At 55.9% G+C, this 16585-nt stretch carries 14 protein-coding genes and 1 pseudogene; 13 read left to right on the top strand and 2 right to left on the bottom strand.

Annotated features, from left to right (window positions below; genetic code table 11):
- The first annotated feature begins 89 nt into the window (after positions 1-89).
- The 4 genes from repC (EKM04_RS01460) (at position 90) to repC (EKM04_RS01445) (ending at position 6115) form a co-directional block, all read left to right on the top strand.
- Positions 90-1304 (top strand): plasmid replication protein RepC, encoded by a 1215-nt coding sequence (gene repC, locus EKM04_RS01460; RefSeq protein WP_012478029.1) that lies wholly within the window; start codon positions 90-92, stop codon positions 1302-1304.
- Between the two features lie 939 nt (positions 1305-2243).
- A complete protein-coding gene (gene repA, locus EKM04_RS01455; protein WP_012478030.1) occupies positions 2244-3461 on the top strand; it encodes a plasmid partitioning protein RepA in 1218 nt (405 codons plus the stop codon).
- 103 nt (positions 3462-3564) lie between these two features.
- Positions 3565-4581 carry a plasmid partitioning protein RepB gene (gene repB, locus EKM04_RS01450; RefSeq protein WP_012478031.1) on the top strand — a complete coding sequence of 339 codons (1017 nt, stop codon included), beginning with the start codon at positions 3565-3567 and terminating at the stop codon, positions 4579-4581.
- A 214-nt stretch (positions 4582-4795) separates the two neighbouring features.
- A complete protein-coding gene (gene repC, locus EKM04_RS01445; RefSeq protein ID WP_012478032.1) occupies positions 4796-6115 on the top strand; it encodes a plasmid replication protein RepC in 1320 nt (439 codons plus the stop codon).
- A 182-nt stretch (positions 6116-6297) separates the two neighbouring features.
- On the opposite strand, the gene EKM04_RS01440 is transcribed toward repC (EKM04_RS01445), so the two are convergent.
- A complete protein-coding gene (locus EKM04_RS01440; RefSeq protein WP_012478033.1) occupies positions 6298-7431 on the bottom strand; it encodes a site-specific integrase in 1134 nt (377 codons plus the stop codon).
- Between the two features lie 124 nt (positions 7432-7555).
- Between EKM04_RS01440 and EKM04_RS01435 the strand changes: the two genes are divergently transcribed.
- Complete coding sequence (locus EKM04_RS01435; RefSeq protein WP_065657626.1) at positions 7556-8509, top strand: DUF1403 family protein; 954 nt, start codon at positions 7556-7558, stop codon at positions 8507-8509.
- A gap of 2 nt (positions 8510-8511) precedes the next feature.
- Positions 8512-9204, top strand: a complete 693-nt coding sequence (gene scpB / locus EKM04_RS01430; protein ID WP_012478035.1) for an SMC-Scp complex subunit ScpB — start codon at positions 8512-8514, stop codon at positions 9202-9204.
- Positions 9205-9248: 44 nt separating this feature from the next.
- Here the strand turns inward: scpB and EKM04_RS01425 are convergent, their stop codons facing one another.
- Positions 9249-9464, bottom strand: a complete 216-nt coding sequence (locus tag EKM04_RS01425; protein ID WP_035258441.1) for a DUF3072 domain-containing protein — start codon at positions 9462-9464, stop codon at positions 9249-9251.
- A gap of 141 nt (positions 9465-9605) precedes the next feature.
- Here EKM04_RS01425 and EKM04_RS01420 point away from each other — a divergent pair, with 141 nt between their 5' ends.
- The 7 genes and pseudogenes from EKM04_RS01420 (at position 9606) to EKM04_RS01390 (ending at position 16560) form a co-directional block, all read left to right on the top strand.
- Positions 9606-10298, top strand: a complete 693-nt coding sequence (locus EKM04_RS01420) for a DUF72 domain-containing protein (protein ID WP_012478036.1) — start codon at positions 9606-9608, stop codon at positions 10296-10298.
- A gap of 203 nt (positions 10299-10501) precedes the next feature.
- Positions 10502-10837, top strand: a complete 336-nt coding sequence (locus EKM04_RS01415; protein WP_012478037.1) for a helix-turn-helix domain-containing protein — start codon at positions 10502-10504, stop codon at positions 10835-10837.
- The gene (locus EKM04_RS01410) at positions 10830-12077 is read left to right on the top strand and encodes a type II toxin-antitoxin system HipA family toxin (RefSeq protein ID WP_012478038.1); all 1248 of its coding nucleotides are present in this window, start codon (positions 10830-10832) and stop codon (positions 12075-12077) included. The genes EKM04_RS01415 and EKM04_RS01410 overlap by 8 nt, the downstream gene beginning before the upstream one ends.
- A 203-nt stretch (positions 12078-12280) precedes the next feature.
- Positions 12281-13423 (top strand): annotated as a pseudogene (locus EKM04_RS01405) (RHE_PE00001 family protein).
- Positions 13423-14523: an ABC-three component system protein gene (locus EKM04_RS01400; protein ID WP_141682837.1), complete on the top strand. Its 1101-nt coding sequence runs from the start codon at positions 13423-13425 to the stop codon at positions 14521-14523. Before EKM04_RS01405 ends, EKM04_RS01400 begins: the two are co-directional and overlap by 1 nt.
- Positions 14501-14749, top strand: a complete 249-nt coding sequence (locus tag EKM04_RS01395; protein WP_012478041.1) for an ABC-three component system middle component 8 — start codon at positions 14501-14503, stop codon at positions 14747-14749. Before EKM04_RS01400 ends, EKM04_RS01395 begins: the two co-directional genes overlap by 23 nt.
- A gap of 2 nt (positions 14750-14751) precedes the next feature.
- The gene (locus EKM04_RS01390) at positions 14752-16560 is read left to right on the top strand and encodes a DUF2326 domain-containing protein (protein WP_012478042.1); all 1809 of its coding nucleotides are present in this window, start codon (positions 14752-14754) and stop codon (positions 16558-16560) included.
- Positions 16561-16585: the final 25 nt, after the last annotated feature.

The following is a 16585-nucleotide window of genomic DNA, read 5'->3' as shown; positions in this document are numbered from 1 at the left end:
GCTTAGAGAATCGCATTTTCCGGAATCCCAGTCAAGAGTCAACGCCGTCCCGGCGTAGCCTTTTCTTTGCCTTTTGAAAGGTGAGAGAGATGGAGACTAGACATGTAACGACGCCCTTCGGGCGGCGGCCGATGACGCTTGCCTTGGTTAAACGGCAAGTGGCCACAAACGAGATCAAGGCTGGCAAAACCGTTGAGAAATGGAAAGTCTTCCGTGATGCCTCGGAAGCGAGAGAAGAGCTCGGCCTGCAGTCGAACAGCCTCGCTGTGCTCGACGCTCTTCTGAGCTTCTATCCGGAAAACGAATTGCGCCAAGACGCGCAGCTCGTCGTGTTTCCGTCAAACGCTCAATTGATCCTTCGGGCTCACGGCATGGCGGGCGCTACGCTGCGTCGTCATCTAGCGCTTCTGGTCGATGCAGGCCTGATTGTCCGCAAGGATAGTGCCAACGGAAAGCGCTATGCGAGAAAGAATGGCGCCGGCGAGATTGAGAGTGCGTTTGGTTTCGACCTCTCGCCAATCCTTGCCCGGTCTGAAGAGCTTGCTGTCATCGCGCAGAAAGTCGTCGCAGCGCGCTCAGCGTTCCGCAAGGCGAAAGAGAACCTGACAATCTGCCGCCGGGATGTCCGTAAGCTCATCACTGCAGCGATAGAGGAGGGGGCTGACGGCGACTGGTTCGCCATCGAGGCTATGTACATCGACCTCGTTTCCCGCATTCCACGCCACCCGACCACCGCTGACATCGCCAATATCCTTGATGAACTCGAACTCCTGCGCGAGGAGATCCTTAATCTGTTGGATTTGCAGTCGAATTCAAAATTTAATAGCACCAATGATGCTCAAATTGAGCAGCACTTACAGAATTCAAAATCCGAATCCTTCCATGAACTTGAACCTAGCTCTGAAAAAGAGCAGGGAGAAAAGCCGAACAAGAGACGCGGATCTCAAACTGAGACGTTGAAGGCCTTCCCTCTGGGTGTTGTGTTGAAGGCATGCCCGCAGATCATCGATTATGGTCCGGCCGGCACTGTGGGTGGCTGGCGGGATCTCATGTCGGCCGCGGTTGTGGTGAGATCGATGCTGGGCGTCAGCCCGTCGGCTTATCAGGAGGCCTGCGAAACAATGGGACCTGAAAATACAGCGGTGGCAGTCGCCTGTATCCTGGAGAGGGCGGGGCATATCAAATCCGCCGGTGGCTATCTGCGTGATCTCACCAACCGGGCAGCGCGAGGGCAGTTTTCCCTGGGGCCGATGGTGATGGCACTGCTCCGGTTAAGCGGGGAAGCTGGAAAGCAGTCTGCGTGAATGACCATTGACAGAAGGTGGCTCGAAAATGGCTGAACTCGAAACGGCAAAGACGAGTGTTGTCGAATTCACGGCTCCCCCGTTCCATTCAAAGCTTTGGCGAGGTGTCTGGTTTTCAACGATGAGAGCGTGAAGCGACTGATATTACTATAATATCCCCTCTCCCGTTAAAAGTTTCCGGCTGGCAACTTTCTGGCAGAAGAGGAGCAGAAGCCATGGAACAGTCTTCGTCGAGGAAGAGAATCTAATAGAGCTGTCTCGTAAACATTGCCATTTGGGCAACATCAGAGCGCGCCAGCGAATCGAGCAGTATACCTTGAAGGGGTTAACTAGAGGATTGGTGAAGGGACTGTTCGGGCGCAGAAGCCCTAGTGGGGTTCTGCAAACAAACATCGACGATGGCGCCGCTGACTTATTGCCACTTGTCGGCCTGACCAAGCGAAGGGTGAGGGTCACCGCCGAGTAGAGGGGCTCCGCCAGAAGCTAATCTAAAGCCTGGGGCTGCCTAGTAGTTCGCTGTGTAGCGCTATCGTAGTAGCTGGAGGCCTGCTGCACCGATCTGCGCTGACACTGCTCCATGGCTTCGGGGTGCGGGCGAAGGCGGTCATCTGTTTGAGGAAGATCCGACGAGCTTGATACTGTTCGGTGAGACTGTCAGTATCCCCATCATGATCTCCGCATGAACAGGTCATGCGAATAGAAATCATGACACGACGCGTGTCCCTGCTTGCAAATCTGCACTTCGCGCCGCGTAGCACCGACAAAGGGGATCGGTCTAATTAACAGATAGGCTTTAAAGGATCGGCTTTTAATGTGATTTCTATTGAAATGCGTTTAACCTAGGAGTAACCAAAAGCGCCTTGCAACCTCACCCGCACTGGGTAATCGTCACGGATAAACGGCAATACGTGCCTCCTAACCGTGACAAGAGATTACACCGTGAGCAAAGCCGCTGCCATACTCCGAAATGATCGCCCGTCGGCAGAGGTTACCATTGGTGGGCATGCTGAGCAGCTCAGCTCTCAGCTTCACGCGATGAGCGAGGCTCTTTTTCCGCCGGCCTCGCACAAGAGCTTGCGTAAGTTCACGTCGGGTGAAGCCGCACGCTTAATGAAAATATCTGACTCAACCCTTCGGAAGATGACACTGGCAGGCGAAGGGCCGCAACCTGAGCTCGCCAGTAACGGGCGGCGCTTTTACACCCTCAGTCAGATAAACGAAATCAGGGGAATGCTTGCCGGATCGACGCGAGGTCGTGAAAGCATTGATTTTGTGCCTCATCGCCGCGGTTCTGAGCATTTGCAAGTTATTGCTGTAACCAACTTCAAAGGTGGTTCTGGGAAGACGACGACGTCCGCTCATCTTTCACAGTATCTGGCGTTGCAAGGATATAGGGTTCTCACCGTTGATCTCGATCCGCAGGCTAGTCTTTCAGCACTCCTCGGCGTTCTACCAGAATCTGATATCCGTGCGAACGAAACGCTCTATGCTGCTATTCGGTATGACGAGACACGCCGTCCGTTGCGAGATGTTATCCGACCGACGTATTTTGACGGTCTTCATCTGGTTCCTGGGAATCTCGAGCTCATGGAGTTTGAGCATGCAACGCCGAAAGCCTTGTCTGATAGAGGTACGCGGGACGGATTGTTCTTCACTCGTGTTGCCCAAGCCTTTGACGACGTCGCCGACGATTACGATGTGGTCGTTATTGACTGCCCCCCTCAGCTTGGTTTTCTGACGCTCAGCGGGTTGTGTGCTGCGACATCAATGGTAATCACCGTACATCCTCAGATGCTGGACATCGCGTCTATGAGCCAGTTTCTCCTTATGACACGCGACCTTCTGGGCGTGGTGAAAGAGGCGGGCGGAAACCTCCAGTACGATTTCATACGCTACCTCTTGACGCGCTATGAGCCTCAGAACGCGCCGCAGACGAAAGTGACGGCACTGCTCCGCAACATGTTCGAAGATCACGTCCTTACAAATCCCATGGTCAAGTCGGCAGCGGTGTCTGATGCCGGTTTGACCAAGCAGACACTCTACGAGATAGGGCGAAAAAATCTTACTCGATCAACCTACGACCGGGCGATGGAATCTTTAGATGCGGTGAACTCGGAGATTGAGGCTTTGATCAAGATGGCGTGGGGGCGGGTCTGATGGTAGCATTCGCGTTCCTCACAGATCTGTTGGGAGCTCCCAACCAAGAGCTTTTGCAATCAAAAATGCGACGGCACGACGGCAAGCCCAAGAGGATGATGTCATGAGTCGCAAAGACGCAATCGATACGTTGTTCCTAAAGAAGCAGCCTGCGACCGATAGAACATCAGTCGACAAGTCAGCCGTTCGTGTCCGTACCGGAGCGATTTCGGCCATGGGTTCGTCTTTGCAAGAAATGTCCGAGGCAGTAAAAGCTGCAGCTCGGCTGCAGGAGCAACTGGCTGCGGGCGAAGCGGTCGTGTCCCTGGATCCATCCATGATCGACGGCTCGCCGATCGCGGATCGGCTGCCCGCGGACGTGGATCCGAAGTTCGAGCTGCTTGAGGCGAGCATTTCGCAAGATGGACAGCAGGTGCCGATTCTCGTCAGGCCGCATCCTGAGGCTGCCGGTCGATATCAAATCGTATATGGAAGGCGTCGGCTGCGCGCAGCGGTAAATCTGCGGAGAGAGGTTTCTGCAATTGTCCGAAATCTCACGGACCGTGAACTGGTCGTGGCTCAAGGCCGCGAAAATCTTGACCGTGCTGACCTATCATTCATTGAGAAGGCTCTCTTCGCCCTGCGCCTTGAAGATGCAGGATTTGATCGGGCCACCATCATCGCCGCGCTTTCCACTGACAAAGCCGACCTCAGCCGCTACATAACTGTAGCGAGGGGAATACCGCTGAACCTCGCTACACAAATTGGTCCAGCGTCGAAAGCTGGTCGATCGCGTTGGGTCGCACTCGCCGAGGAGCTTGGGAAGCCCAAGGCAAGGGAAGCAATCGAAGCGGTGCTTAGTTTAGAGCACTTTAAGCACTCCGATAGCGACGCCCGCTTTACCCTCATTTTCAACGCTGTTTCAAAGCCGCCCGCTACCGCTAAGGTTCTAAAAAAAGTAAGGGCCTGGAGCACGCCAAAGGGGAAAAAGGCCGCGACGATTCGGCAAGAAGTCGGACGAACGGCGCTGATTTTCGACGAGAAATTGGTGCCAACCTTTGGCGAATATGTCGCTGACAAGTTGGATAGCCTGTATGCCCAATTCCTTGAAACAACCGGAGGAGGAAAGCTCGACCAATAGCCAAGGTTTCATCCAATTCAAAGCTTTGCTTGATTAAGATGGATTGGCTCTCACAGCAAAAGAAAAAGGCCCCCGAAACAGCGTTCCAGTAGACCTCCTCTGTAGTCTAGCAGCTAAGAGAATCGCATTTCCAGGAATCGTAGTCAAGGGACCCGTAAGGGAAAGCGTCATTTCGACGGGCGGATTTCTATTGCCTAGCAAAAGGTAAGAGGAAATGCAGACGCATATCTCAACGACGCCCTTTGGGCGGCGGCCGATGACGCTCGGCCATCTTGCAAGTCAGATGGCAGCAAGAGCGGTCGCATCAGACGTTATTGCCAACAAATGGCAGGTTTTCCAGCACATCCGTGAATCGCGGGAACTGATCGGAGCCACCGACCGCTCACTCTCGATCCTTAACGCGCTGTTGACATTTCACCCAGAGATCACCTTGACTGGTGGCGCCGAACTGGTCGTATGGCCTTCTAACGAGCAACTGATGGCTCGCGCCAACGGCATGCCCGCCACGACACTGCGCCGGCATCTTGCCGTACTGGTCGACTGCGGGCTCATCATTCGTCGCGACAGCCCCAACGGCAAACGGTTCGCTCGCAAAGGAAGGGGAGGAGAGATCAAGCAGGCCTATGGCTTCGATCTGTCGCCGATCGTGGCGCGGTCCGAAGAATTCCGAGATATGGCTCAGGAGGTACAAGTTGAAAAGACGGCCTTCCGAGTGGCGAAGGAGCGTTTGACCCTTCTTCGCCGAGACATCGTGAAAATGATCGACGCGGGCATCGACGAGAGCGTACCGGGAAATTGGGGAAGATTTTCACAGACCTATCAGGGGATCATCGGCCGGCTGCCACGTTCCGCGTCTCGCCAGATTACCGAGAGTATTGCCTTGGAGCTCGAGGAACTCTGCACTGAGATCCGTGACGTATTGGAATTGTTTACGAAATCAGTGATTCTGAACGCCAATGAGTCCCATTTCGGTCGTCACATACAGAATTCAAAGCCAGACTCTAAATTTGAATCTGAATACGGTACTAGAAAGGAAAAAGAAGCGGGCGGCAGCGTTGCGGAAACCAAAAACGGGCGGAGTTCGCCGCAACGCGAGCTGCCATTGGGAATCGTGCTGGATGCCTGCCCCGAGATGCAGGAACTGGCTCAGGGAGGGACAATCCGACATTGGCGCGATTTGCTGGCGACGGCTGAGCTTGCCCGGCCGATGCTGGGGATTAGTCCGAGCGCCTGGCAGGAGGCCCGCGAAACCATGGGCGAGCAACACGCGGCGATCACGCTGGCTTCGATCTATCAGCGGGCCGGTCAGATCAATAACGCCGGGGGCTATCTGCGCAGCCTGACGGAACGGGCCAAGGATGGGAAGTTTTCGACCTGGCCGATGGTCATGGCGTTGCGCCGGGCGAAGCTGGACGATCAGAAGAATGCAACCGGCGTTGGGAAGCCGCGAACTGTTGAGGAGGTCGAGGATGACAGCCGCCTCCACGTTTCGGAATCGCTGCACAAAAACCTGAGAAAGCCGAGATCATGGTAATCCCCTCGCTAATCAGCCGCCGAGATGTCGACGTCAGTGATCAACCCGGAACGTCGGGCGCGATCGATCAGGTTCTTGACGGATGTGGCTTTTAGCTCCCGACTTCATTTGAAGCGCTAAGCTAAAATTCCCATACCAAAAATTTCCGCTTACGACCTCATGCGGGGGAGGGAGGGGGCCGGCTAAAGCCCTGATGCCTTGGTCAAATTCACGCGGAAGCGATCACGTCGTCTCTGATATCGGCGGGTCATCTCTGCGGACGCGTGCCCCAGTTGCTTCTGGACGTACCGCTCATCGACTTCGGCAGAAGAAGCGAGGCCAGCACGAAGGGAGTGACCGGAGAACTTAAACGCACGCTCGATCTCGCTGAGATCACCGCGAACGCCGGCCGCCATCGCGGCCCGCTTCACTAGCCGAGCCACTTCCTTGTCATTCAGCCGTTCTGGCCCAACTGCTTTGCCTTGTCCCGTCACGCGACGGAAGAGGGGACCGTGCGCAAGCTTGGCGAACTTGATCCACATCTCGATCGCGGCGACCGGGCAGGTCGTATCAGACGAGCCGCGACCCACCTCAACCTCTCGCCATCCGGCTTTGCCGCGCAAGGTGACGAGCATTCCCTTGTCGAGGATTTCGATCCAGCCGCGCCCATCTTCGGTCTGGTCTGCCTTCAGATCAAGGCCAACGAGCTCGGAGCGACGAAGACCACCGGCAAAGCCGACCAGCAACATGGCGCGGTCGCGCAGGCCGCGCAGCGAACCGCGATCGAGCGTCTCGACCATAGCGATGATATCTTCAGCCATGACCGCTTCCTTCTGGACCGGTGGCTTGGCGTGGCTATTGCGAATGCCGGCCATCACGGTGGCGATATGCCGGTCTTTGCGATCGAGCGAGAGGCCACGCTGGGCATAGTTCCAAGAGAGCGAGGAGAGGCGGCGTTCGATGGTCGAGACTGAGTTCGCTTTTGCACCCCGTTCAGCCGTACCGGAGGCGCAGGCGGTAATATAGAGCCCAACGGTTTGCGGGTGTGGCGGGAGCGGAGCCAGATTGGACCGCCGACACCAGGCCGCAAAATGCTTCCAGTCCGATGCATAAGCCTTGCGGGTATTGGCGGAACTGGCGGCTTCGACATAACCCCGGGCGCGATCAGCAAGACCTGCGAGATGAGCTGGCGTCTGATCCTCGCCGACGAGAGAGGGGAGGGGGCTATCGCCAGACACCTCCGGCGCGGAAACATCAAACCCGGGCGCCATGCTGAGAGATGGCGCTGAGGTCTCCTCGACGTGAATTTCGTTGTTTTGCTCGATGATTTGGGCCATTTCTCTATAATGAGCATTATGTCCGATAATGCAAGATTATCGGACATAATAATACGCCGACATGCTGTGCGGTTTTATCCGATATGGCTGGATTAAACCGCTCTCTTGGTTTACTCTCCTCGGCATGGACTCGTTACCTATCATCACAGAACCCGCCTCAACATGGTCGCCCCGCCTGCCGCGTTGGGTCGTGGCACGCGGACAGGATCTGACCGACTCAGATGTAGCCTTCTCTGCCGGTATCGCTCTGAAATCACTCGATGATCTCATCCGCTTATCCCCGCCATGGCTCGACTGCTGGCGCGATCGCCATGCACTCAAGTCCGCCGCTGTCGCTGCCAAAATGCTCGGCCGAAGCGAAGAGGAAGACGCGCTTCGCGACGCCGTCTTGTTGACCTCTGCGGGAGACGATCCAGGCCCCGCTGGAAGGCTGTTTCTCGCCACACGAAAGCTGGCGCGCCGGTCCGGGGCCATCAACACCTCTTTCGTCAAGCAAATCGCTGACCTGTTAGCACTTCGGTGGGACGATGGCCTTGCGGCGATCCCGGATTTGACCGATACCGCCATCCAGTCCGGGCGAGCGGCACCCTTTGCTGTGGCGGACCTTATATCGGCGATCTCTGCTGTTCGCCCGGATGCAGAGGTGCTGGGGCTAGTGCTGGGTGAGGCTGTGCTCGCGCATAAGCTGAGTTGGCTGAAACCCGTACCTTTGCTGTTGCCGGAACGCTACGGTCCAGCATTCCGCTCGATTGGTGGCAGAGGCCGCGTCCATCCCGGCGAGCCGGCGTACCAGAAGGCAATTTGCCTGGCGCTGGTGAGTGGCGCTGACACAGCCCTGCGATCTGCCGCCGAGGTCGACCGACGGGCCGCACGGTTGCTCACTGTCGCGCCGAAATTGCGTACGAAGGGGGCCGAGCCCGTCATTCGTAGATTGCTGACGGAAGATTCCGTGTCGATCTCGGCACTCGGAGGCAATCTGTCGCGATGGGCGGCAACCCGACTGTTCGAGCGCCTCGAGAGTTTTGAGGCGGTGCGTGAGCTGTCGGGCCGATCATCGTTTCGGATTTATGGCCTGTGACCATGGAAGCGAGCTCACCGAAATCAGGCCGTCGTCCAGCGCAAGATCGACAGGATATTCTGTACGATCGCGAGCTGGAAGATCTACCGCCAGAACTGCGCTGGCGGGAATGGATGATGCGGGTCGAGGCGGTGATCTTTGCCTCGGCCGAGCCGGTTTCCCGCGAGACGCTGGCGCGGGTAGTCGGTAGGGACTGCAGCATTGATCTGCTGATCGACGATCTCGTCGAGGAATTGTTAGATCGTCCCTATGAATTGGTGTCGGTCGCTGGAGGATGGCAGCATCGCACGCGGCCACGCTTTGCCGAAACGATCCGGGCGTCTTATGCACCGACGCGGGGAGGAGCGGCGGTGCTGTCAGAGTTCGATGCGATGGTGTTGATGGCTGTGGGATACTTCCAGCCAATCACCCGTGGAGAGCTCAGTAAGATTTTTGGCAAGGAAGTAAGCCGCGATACCATCGGCAGTCTTCGGGGCGCGGGCCTCATAGGTTCCGGACCACGCAGTCCGACGCCCGGTGCGCCCTACACCTACGTGACGACGAAGTACTTCCTGTCAGCCTTCGATATGGAGACGTTGCGTGATCTCCCAAACATCGAAGCGCTGGAGGACGCGGGATTGCTCAGCAGATACGCCATACAAAGCGAAAGTGCGGCATCTCAAATCGCGGAAGCAGATGAGAGCCTTATGGAGTGATGCCAACGGCGTTTAACAGCTTGGTTCGGTGGCGCGACCGTGCCTCATTCCAGATTGAGCGATTGCTTGATTTCATCGATACGCTTTGATGCTTCCGCCTTTGTCAGGTCCTCGGCGTAGGTGTCAGGCTTGGGTGCCTGTTCCGACAGGGTCTTGAGATAGGACCCCTGCGCGCCGGTCACTGGCTCATCGCCGCTTACCCAGTCGTCCGGATCCTTTTGGGTGTTGGACGTGGTGTCGGTTTTAGGATTATCAGTCATAACGTTCTCCTGAATTTGTTCTCTAAACGTTCCTTCCGCGTCTTGGTTCGGTGTGCTTTTGAAGCCGAGTGCGGAACTCAGTTGCCGCTTTTTGATCCTCCAATGCCGACAAAGTGCGACCGCGGGATGGAGAGATCGAATATGCCAGTCATAGCAACTGCAGCCTGGTCTATCCCGAAAATGGTGGGCGCTCGCTTTGCCGCAGAGGGAAGTGGGTTGGCCAGATATGCGTCCGTGTTCAGTGGCGTAGAAATTAATTCGAAATTCTACCGATGGCATAAATCCTCCACCTTTGCGCTGTGGGCTGAGGCCGTGCCCGACAATTTTAAGTTCTCGGTCAAGATCCCCAAGGACATCACGCATACCCGAGCAACGAAGGATATTGAGGAACCGCTCGCCACCTTCCTTGAAGACATCGCTCCTCTTGGTCACAAAGGCGGCCCGATGCTTTGTCAGTTGCTACCGTCGTTAGCGTTCGACCCAGAGCAACTGGATCGAACATTGCAGGTGATGCGGGAGGCCGATCCGGGGCAGATCGTTATAGAGGTGCGGCATAAAAGCTGGGCATCGGTCGAAGCAAAAGATCTGCTAAAGACATACGCAATCGACAGGGTTCTTGCAGACCCCGCCACGGTTTGGCCGGCGGACGATTTCGCCGAGCCTCCGCGTTATGTCCGTCTACACGGTAAGCCAAAGATCTATTATTCAAGTTACACGGAAGACGAGATAGAAGCGTTTTCGAACTTGCTCGCCCCAAACAGTTGGTGCATTTTCGACAATACGGCCTCCGGGGCTGCGATCGAGAGCGCGCTGATCATGCTTGAGAAGCAATGAACCTATTAGGGACCGACAGCTCAGCGGATGGCGCCGCAGCATTCGGGAGGCGCAAAACAACGCATGAGTGAAGAGCCATGAACCCCGTTATCGCTCCAGCCGTACAAGAGGCGTTGCTAAACAATATGCTTCATCGACTTATGCTAGCTACTTTGTCATCTTCGTGCTACATAAAGCAATGTATTGCCGTACGAAGGTGACAAATGCCCACTCCTCATCAGCCGTCTGCAGCTGTACGGCGTTCTTTGCGAAAGCTCGGCGCGGACATTCACGACGCGCGCCGACGCCGTAAGTTGCCGATGGCTGTTGTGGCAGAGCGAGCCTTTACCTCTCGCTCGACGTTACAAAAGATCGAGGCGGGCGATTCGAATGTCAGCATCGGTATCTATGCCGGGGTCCTTCAGGCTTTGGGACTGCTCGAGGGGCTGAGCAAGGTTGCTGATATTGGTAACGACAGTGTCGGGCAAGCGCTTGCCAGTGCTGATCTGCCAAAGCGTGTCCGTTTAAAGCGCGTATCAGGATCTTCTTCCGATGGCTGATTTTGAAGTTCTTATCGATCTCGCCGCATGTACGCGGCGCGTTGGGCTGGCAAGAAGCAATCGCATTCGAGGCTCAGAAACAATCATGTTCGAGTATGATGACGCTTGGCTGAAAGACGCTGATCGTTTTTCGCTCGAACCTGCGCTTTCGCTGACCCGTGGTGCCTTCGCGCCACCGGCAGGGTTTGCGACCTTCGGGTCCATCGGCGACTCGGCTCCGGATACGTGGGGTCGGCGGTTGATGCAACGTGCCGAACGTCGTAGCGCAGAGCGTGAGGGGCGGGCCGTCCGCACCCTTTCCGAGAGCGACTACCTGCTAGGTGTCGCAGACGAGACCCGGCTTGGCGCACTCCGGTTCCGCTGGGTCGGAGATGAGGTGTTTCAGGCGCCCATCCAGACCGGGGTCCCGGCCATAATCGAACTCGGCCGGCTTGTGCAGATCACCGAACGCATCCTGCGCGATGAGGAGACCGACGAAGACCTTCAGCTCATTTTTGCACCCGGATCCTCGCTCGGTGGTGCCCGACCGAAAGCCTCTGTCGTCGATCAACATGGCCATCTGTCCATAGCCAAGTTCCCGAAGGAAACCGACGAATACAGCATCGAGACCTGGGAGGAGGTCGCACTCAGGCTGGCTGAGAAAGCCGGTATTGCAACGCCGCAACATCAGCTCGTCGAGGTCGCGGGCAAAGCCGTCATGTTGTCTCGACGCTTCGACCGCAACGGTGCCATCCGCATTCCGTTTCTATCAGCGATGGCGATGATGGGTGCCAGGGACGGGGAGCGCGGCAGCTATCCGGAAATTGTAGATGCTATTGCTGAGCACGGCGCGCGGGGCAAGGAAGACGCGCACGCTCTCTATCGGCGCGTGGTCTTCAATGTGCTAATCTCCAATGTCGATGATCACCTGCGTAATCACGGTTTTTTATGGTCGGGCAAGGCGGGGTGGTCGTTGTCACCGGCCTACGATCTCAATCCCGTTCCGACCGACGTCAAGGCGCGGGTATTGAGCACCAATATAGATCTTGATGAGAGTACCTGCTCACTCGATCTTCTGGAGGCTGCATCGGAGTATTTCGCACTCACCCTAGCTCAGGCCCGCGGCATCATCAGAGACGTAGCGACCGTCACCGCGACCTGGCGCGATACAGCCAAGGCCGTCGGTGCGCGCGGCAGCGAAATCACCCGAATGGCCAGCGCCTTCGAGCATAGCGACCTTAACCGAGCGCTCACTGTTTGATATAGTATTTATGGTGATGGATATCCATTAGAACTTAATATATTCAAGAGCTATATAATTATATATTAAATTTCCTGTAGGTTTTATATATAGTATCTACCATCGATAAGGAGTAATTAACGATGGTTATACCAACAACCCACAACCATACCATGTGATGAACTGCGATATTCCTATAGAGTTCCTATAGAAAATCATTTACCATGATTTCAATGGCTTACGATCTTGCAAAAATTAGCATGTCAGCCCTGATGCGGCCGGCTTTCGACGCGGGAACTGCTCTGACGCGTTTGGACGAGCGGATCGCCCGTTCACCGGTCGGCGCCGGCTGGATCGAACGCCAAAACTTCGCCGACGCCTGTGCTTCCCTCTGGATTGACGGCGAACTCGTCCATCTCGAAGACCTCGTCCTTCACGATGCGACCCGCGATATCCGCACACCCACCCATGAGCTGACAATCGCCCGCGACGTGCTGCGCACCCGTCGACGGATTTCCGGACAGTCGCCCGACTGGGCACTATCGCCGGAAGGCATTCGCACGCTCCGGCAGACATCGGAGAACGCCTCAACCGGCGATGAGGCGGCAAGAACCGCCAGCGTCATGCGGCCCGCGGTCCCGATCGATGAGGAAGGGGAGGGGGATGATGGTGATCAGGCGGAGAATCTCCCCGGCGTCGACTATGCCGCTATCGATGCGCTGCTGGCCCGATCGGAGGCGGCGATAGAGCACGCGAGGCGTCCCAGGCGTGCCGGCGATAACCGTGCTGCCGAAAAAGATGCGTTGGTTTACGATCTCGATTGGGACGAGGATGCCCGGCTCGACGAATGGCGCGGCGTGTTGCGCCAGGCCGAAACCCTGCCGGCGATACTGCAGGCCATCGTCGCCCTCGATGCCTGGAACGAACTGTCCGTGCTGCAGCACGCGTCCTGGCTCGGCCGCCTGTTGTCTGCGTCGATCCTTCGGGAAGCCGGCATCACCAGCGGCTCCCATCTCGCCGCCATCAATCTTGGCCTGAAAACCATTCCCGTGGATCGGCGTCGGCATCGCGACCGGGAAACGCGACTGCTGTCCATTGCTCATGGTTTGCTGGCGGCCGCAGCGCTTGGGCTGAAGGAGCACGACCGGTTTGGCGAAAATCATGATGGAGCGCAAACTGGCGGGAAAACGGACGTCGTCAAAACTACCAGAGCTGATCAAACTGGTGATGGCAAAACCATTGGTGTCGGCCGGGATGATTGCCAAGGACCTTGGCGTCACGCCGCGGGCGGCGCTGCGGATCGTCGAGGAGTCGGGCTTGCGTGAGATGACGGGGGGGGGAGGTTTCGGGCATGGGGAGTGATCTAGTGGGCCAGCCCGTTTTGTACGTCCGAATCCCATCAAATGTGGGACCTCGGGCGTTGCAAACGCAATTGCGCTCGGGTAGTCCAAAAACGTTAGAGTTATGTTCAACTTTTGTTTGCAAAACTGGTCCTATGCTGCCTCGCGATTACAGACTGCACGAGCTAAATGAGGACGAGTTCGAAAGACTCGTCGTCCGCATTTGCGTGCGTTGGCTCGGCGAGGGTATAACACCCTTTGCCCGGGGACGGGACGGCGGCCGTGACGGAAAGTTCCACGGGACCGCCAACAGCTTTCCAAGCACTGCTTCACCGCTGTCTGGGCATTTCGTCTTGCAGGCCAAGCATGTTGCTGCGCCAAACAAATCCTGCTCCGATCTCGATTTCGCAGGGCTGCTTGCGAAGGAACACGAGAAGGTCAAGCGCCTCAATGGCGAGGGCATCTGCGATCACTACCTCGTTTTCGCCAACCGAAAATATACGGGCGGCGCGGATGAGAAATATATGAAAGATCTCAAGGCGCTTGGTGTAACTTCCGCCCACATCATTGGGGTCGAGCGCCTTCATCTAGCACTCGACGATTATCCTGATATTCGCGAAACACTGCCGAATCTGCTCGATCCTTCGCCCTTTCGCTTCAATCCAGACGATCTGGCTGAGGTAATCGGCGCACTCCATTCCTACACCACGGATGACGGGCAAAGCGCCTTTGAGAGTGCATTCGACTTTGAGAAGTTGAAAATGCCGTTTAAAAACAAGCTCAACGGGGTTTCGGACGAGTATTATAGCCAAGTCATCGTCGCACAATCCATGCCGCATTTCGAGCGAGTGGCCCAATTCCTCCAAAATCCGAGGAATGACGAGTTCGCAGCGCTGTATCACGACGCCGCCGACGAGTTGAAGCAGAAGATCATCGCAAAGCGCGCCCAGTTCGGAGCGTTCGATGACATCTTCCTGTTCATGTATGAGCAAATTCAGCAGAAACGGGACGTTTTGAAGGGCAAGCGACGCCTGATTTCGATCCTGCTGCACTATATGTATTTCAATTGCGATATCGGGATCAAGCAGCTGGAGGAAAACGAAGATGTCGTCCATGCTGACGCCTAAGAAGCACCTGAACCTTGATACTTCGCTGCTACGCGTGTTCTCGCTTGTCCTAAAGGAGCTGCAAAAGCGTGGCGTTTGCGAGTTCGAGAAGCTGCGCGGTGTTGTCATCCGGCGGGTTGGCCCGGACGGCGAACTTTCCTTCCTCCCCGCTCTCGACCTGCTGTTTTTGCTGGGCAAGGCAGAGTACCACATCAAGAACGACACTCTCGAATACAAGGCTGACTGACAATGCAAATCAGTCGCCTTTACTCGAACCTTCCTGATATTCTTTCACCGATCGGGTTCAATCATGGAGCCAATGCCGATCGGCTCAATATCGTGCTCGGCGAGGTCAAGCATCCTAAGGATCGAAAGAAAGATTCGCATAATCTCGGTAAGACGACGCTCCTGCAGCTGATTGATTTCCTTATGTTGAAGGGATGGTCGCAGGACAGCTTTCTCTACAAACATCGGGACCGTTTCGCCGATTTTGTCTTTTATCTCGAGATTGCCTTGAATGGTGGTGGGTATGCCACGATTAAACGTAGCGTTGCTGCACCCACACGCGTCGCCCTTTCCCTTCATGAAGATCCCGATCAAAATTTTGATGGTGCTGCCGACGATGTCTGGGATCATCCAGATTTGCCGATCGATGAAGCGATCAAGCTTCTCGACGCATGGCTCGATCTGCGTGCTCTTCAACCTTACGACTACAGAAAGGCAATCACCTACTTCCTGCGCTCTCAGGGCGACTGGAGTGATGAACTGCAGCTGCAGAAGTTCCAAGCCGGGCGTGATCTTCATTGGAAACCGTTTGTCGCTCATCTTTTTGGCTTCAATCAGAATCCGATCACCCGAAAATACGAGCTGGACGAACGCATTGCAAAACTCCAGGAAAAGCAGTCTGAACAGCAGTCTGAGGTCCAGTTCAAAGAAGAGGACCTTCCCAAACTGACGGCGGAACTCGGCATCCTCCATCAGCATGTTGAGGATTTGGAGGGGCAGCTCGACGCGTTCCGCTTCGACGATGAAGAACGTCGGATCATGCGCGAGCTCGTCGACACCATTGAGGAAGAGATCGCCTCGCTCAATCAGCAGATCTACGATGCACGATACGATATTGGCCAGATCGACACCTCTCTCAGCCATAAGGACAAGTTCGACCTGGGCGAAGTTCAATCGATCTTCGATGAAGCAAAACTTCATTTTCCGACGCAGCTCAAAAAGCAGTATGGCGAGCTCGTGGAATTTAAGAAGAAGGTCACCCAAGAGCGAAATGCCGCTTTGCGTAAGCGCCGCAAGGAGCTTGAGGTCGCGTTATCGGCGGCCGAAGGTCAAAAGACGTTGCTTGATGCTCGGCGAGTTGAGCGTCTGAAGGTTCTTCGCTCGACGGACACCTTCGAAAAGTTCAAGGCTTTGCAGAAGGACGTCACGCACCAGAAGGCGCAGCTTGTATATCTTGGCGAGCAACGCAAAAAGCTTGAGGCTGTGGCGGAAACCGCAAGGCAGGTCCGCGAGGCAGAGCGTGACCGTGGCCGGGTCGTAGACGAGATCAAGGCTATGCTTGAAAAGCCGACGGTGATCTATGAACGCTTCGCCAGGATTTTCAACGAATACTGTCAAAAAGTGCTTAACCACGAAGGCATTTTCTTCTTTCACATCAATTCTAACAACAATCTTGACTACAAGATCAGCCTGGGTCTTGCCGGGCAAAAAGGCGTTGCCTCCAGCCAAGGTGAGGGTACCAGCTATAAGAAGTTGATCTGCGCCCTGTTCGACCTAGCGCTCCTGCGCGTTTACGAGGACATTCCGTTCTTTCATTTCGTGTATCACGATGGAATGTTTGAAGCTCTCGACGATCGAAAGAAGCTTGCCTTCCTCGAGCTTGTCCGTGAGCAGGTCAGCCACCGAAAGCTTCAGTATATCATGACAGTCATCGCGTCTGATCTACCGCGCGATTCCAAGGGTAAGCTCGTTGCCTTCGCAGATGACGAGATAGTCCTCCGACTGGACGATAGCGGGCAAGCTGGCCGGCTGTTCAAGATGGCCGAATTCTGACTTCGATCTTACGGACGATTGTAAA

Source organism: Rhizobium skierniewicense Ch11 (assembly GCF_023757665.1).
In the GTDB taxonomy this organism is placed as follows: Bacteria; Pseudomonadota; Alphaproteobacteria; order Rhizobiales; family Rhizobiaceae; genus Agrobacterium; species Agrobacterium skierniewicense.
The sequence above is the reverse complement of the archived record's forward strand: the minus strand, read 5'-3'. Positions and strand labels throughout refer to the sequence as shown.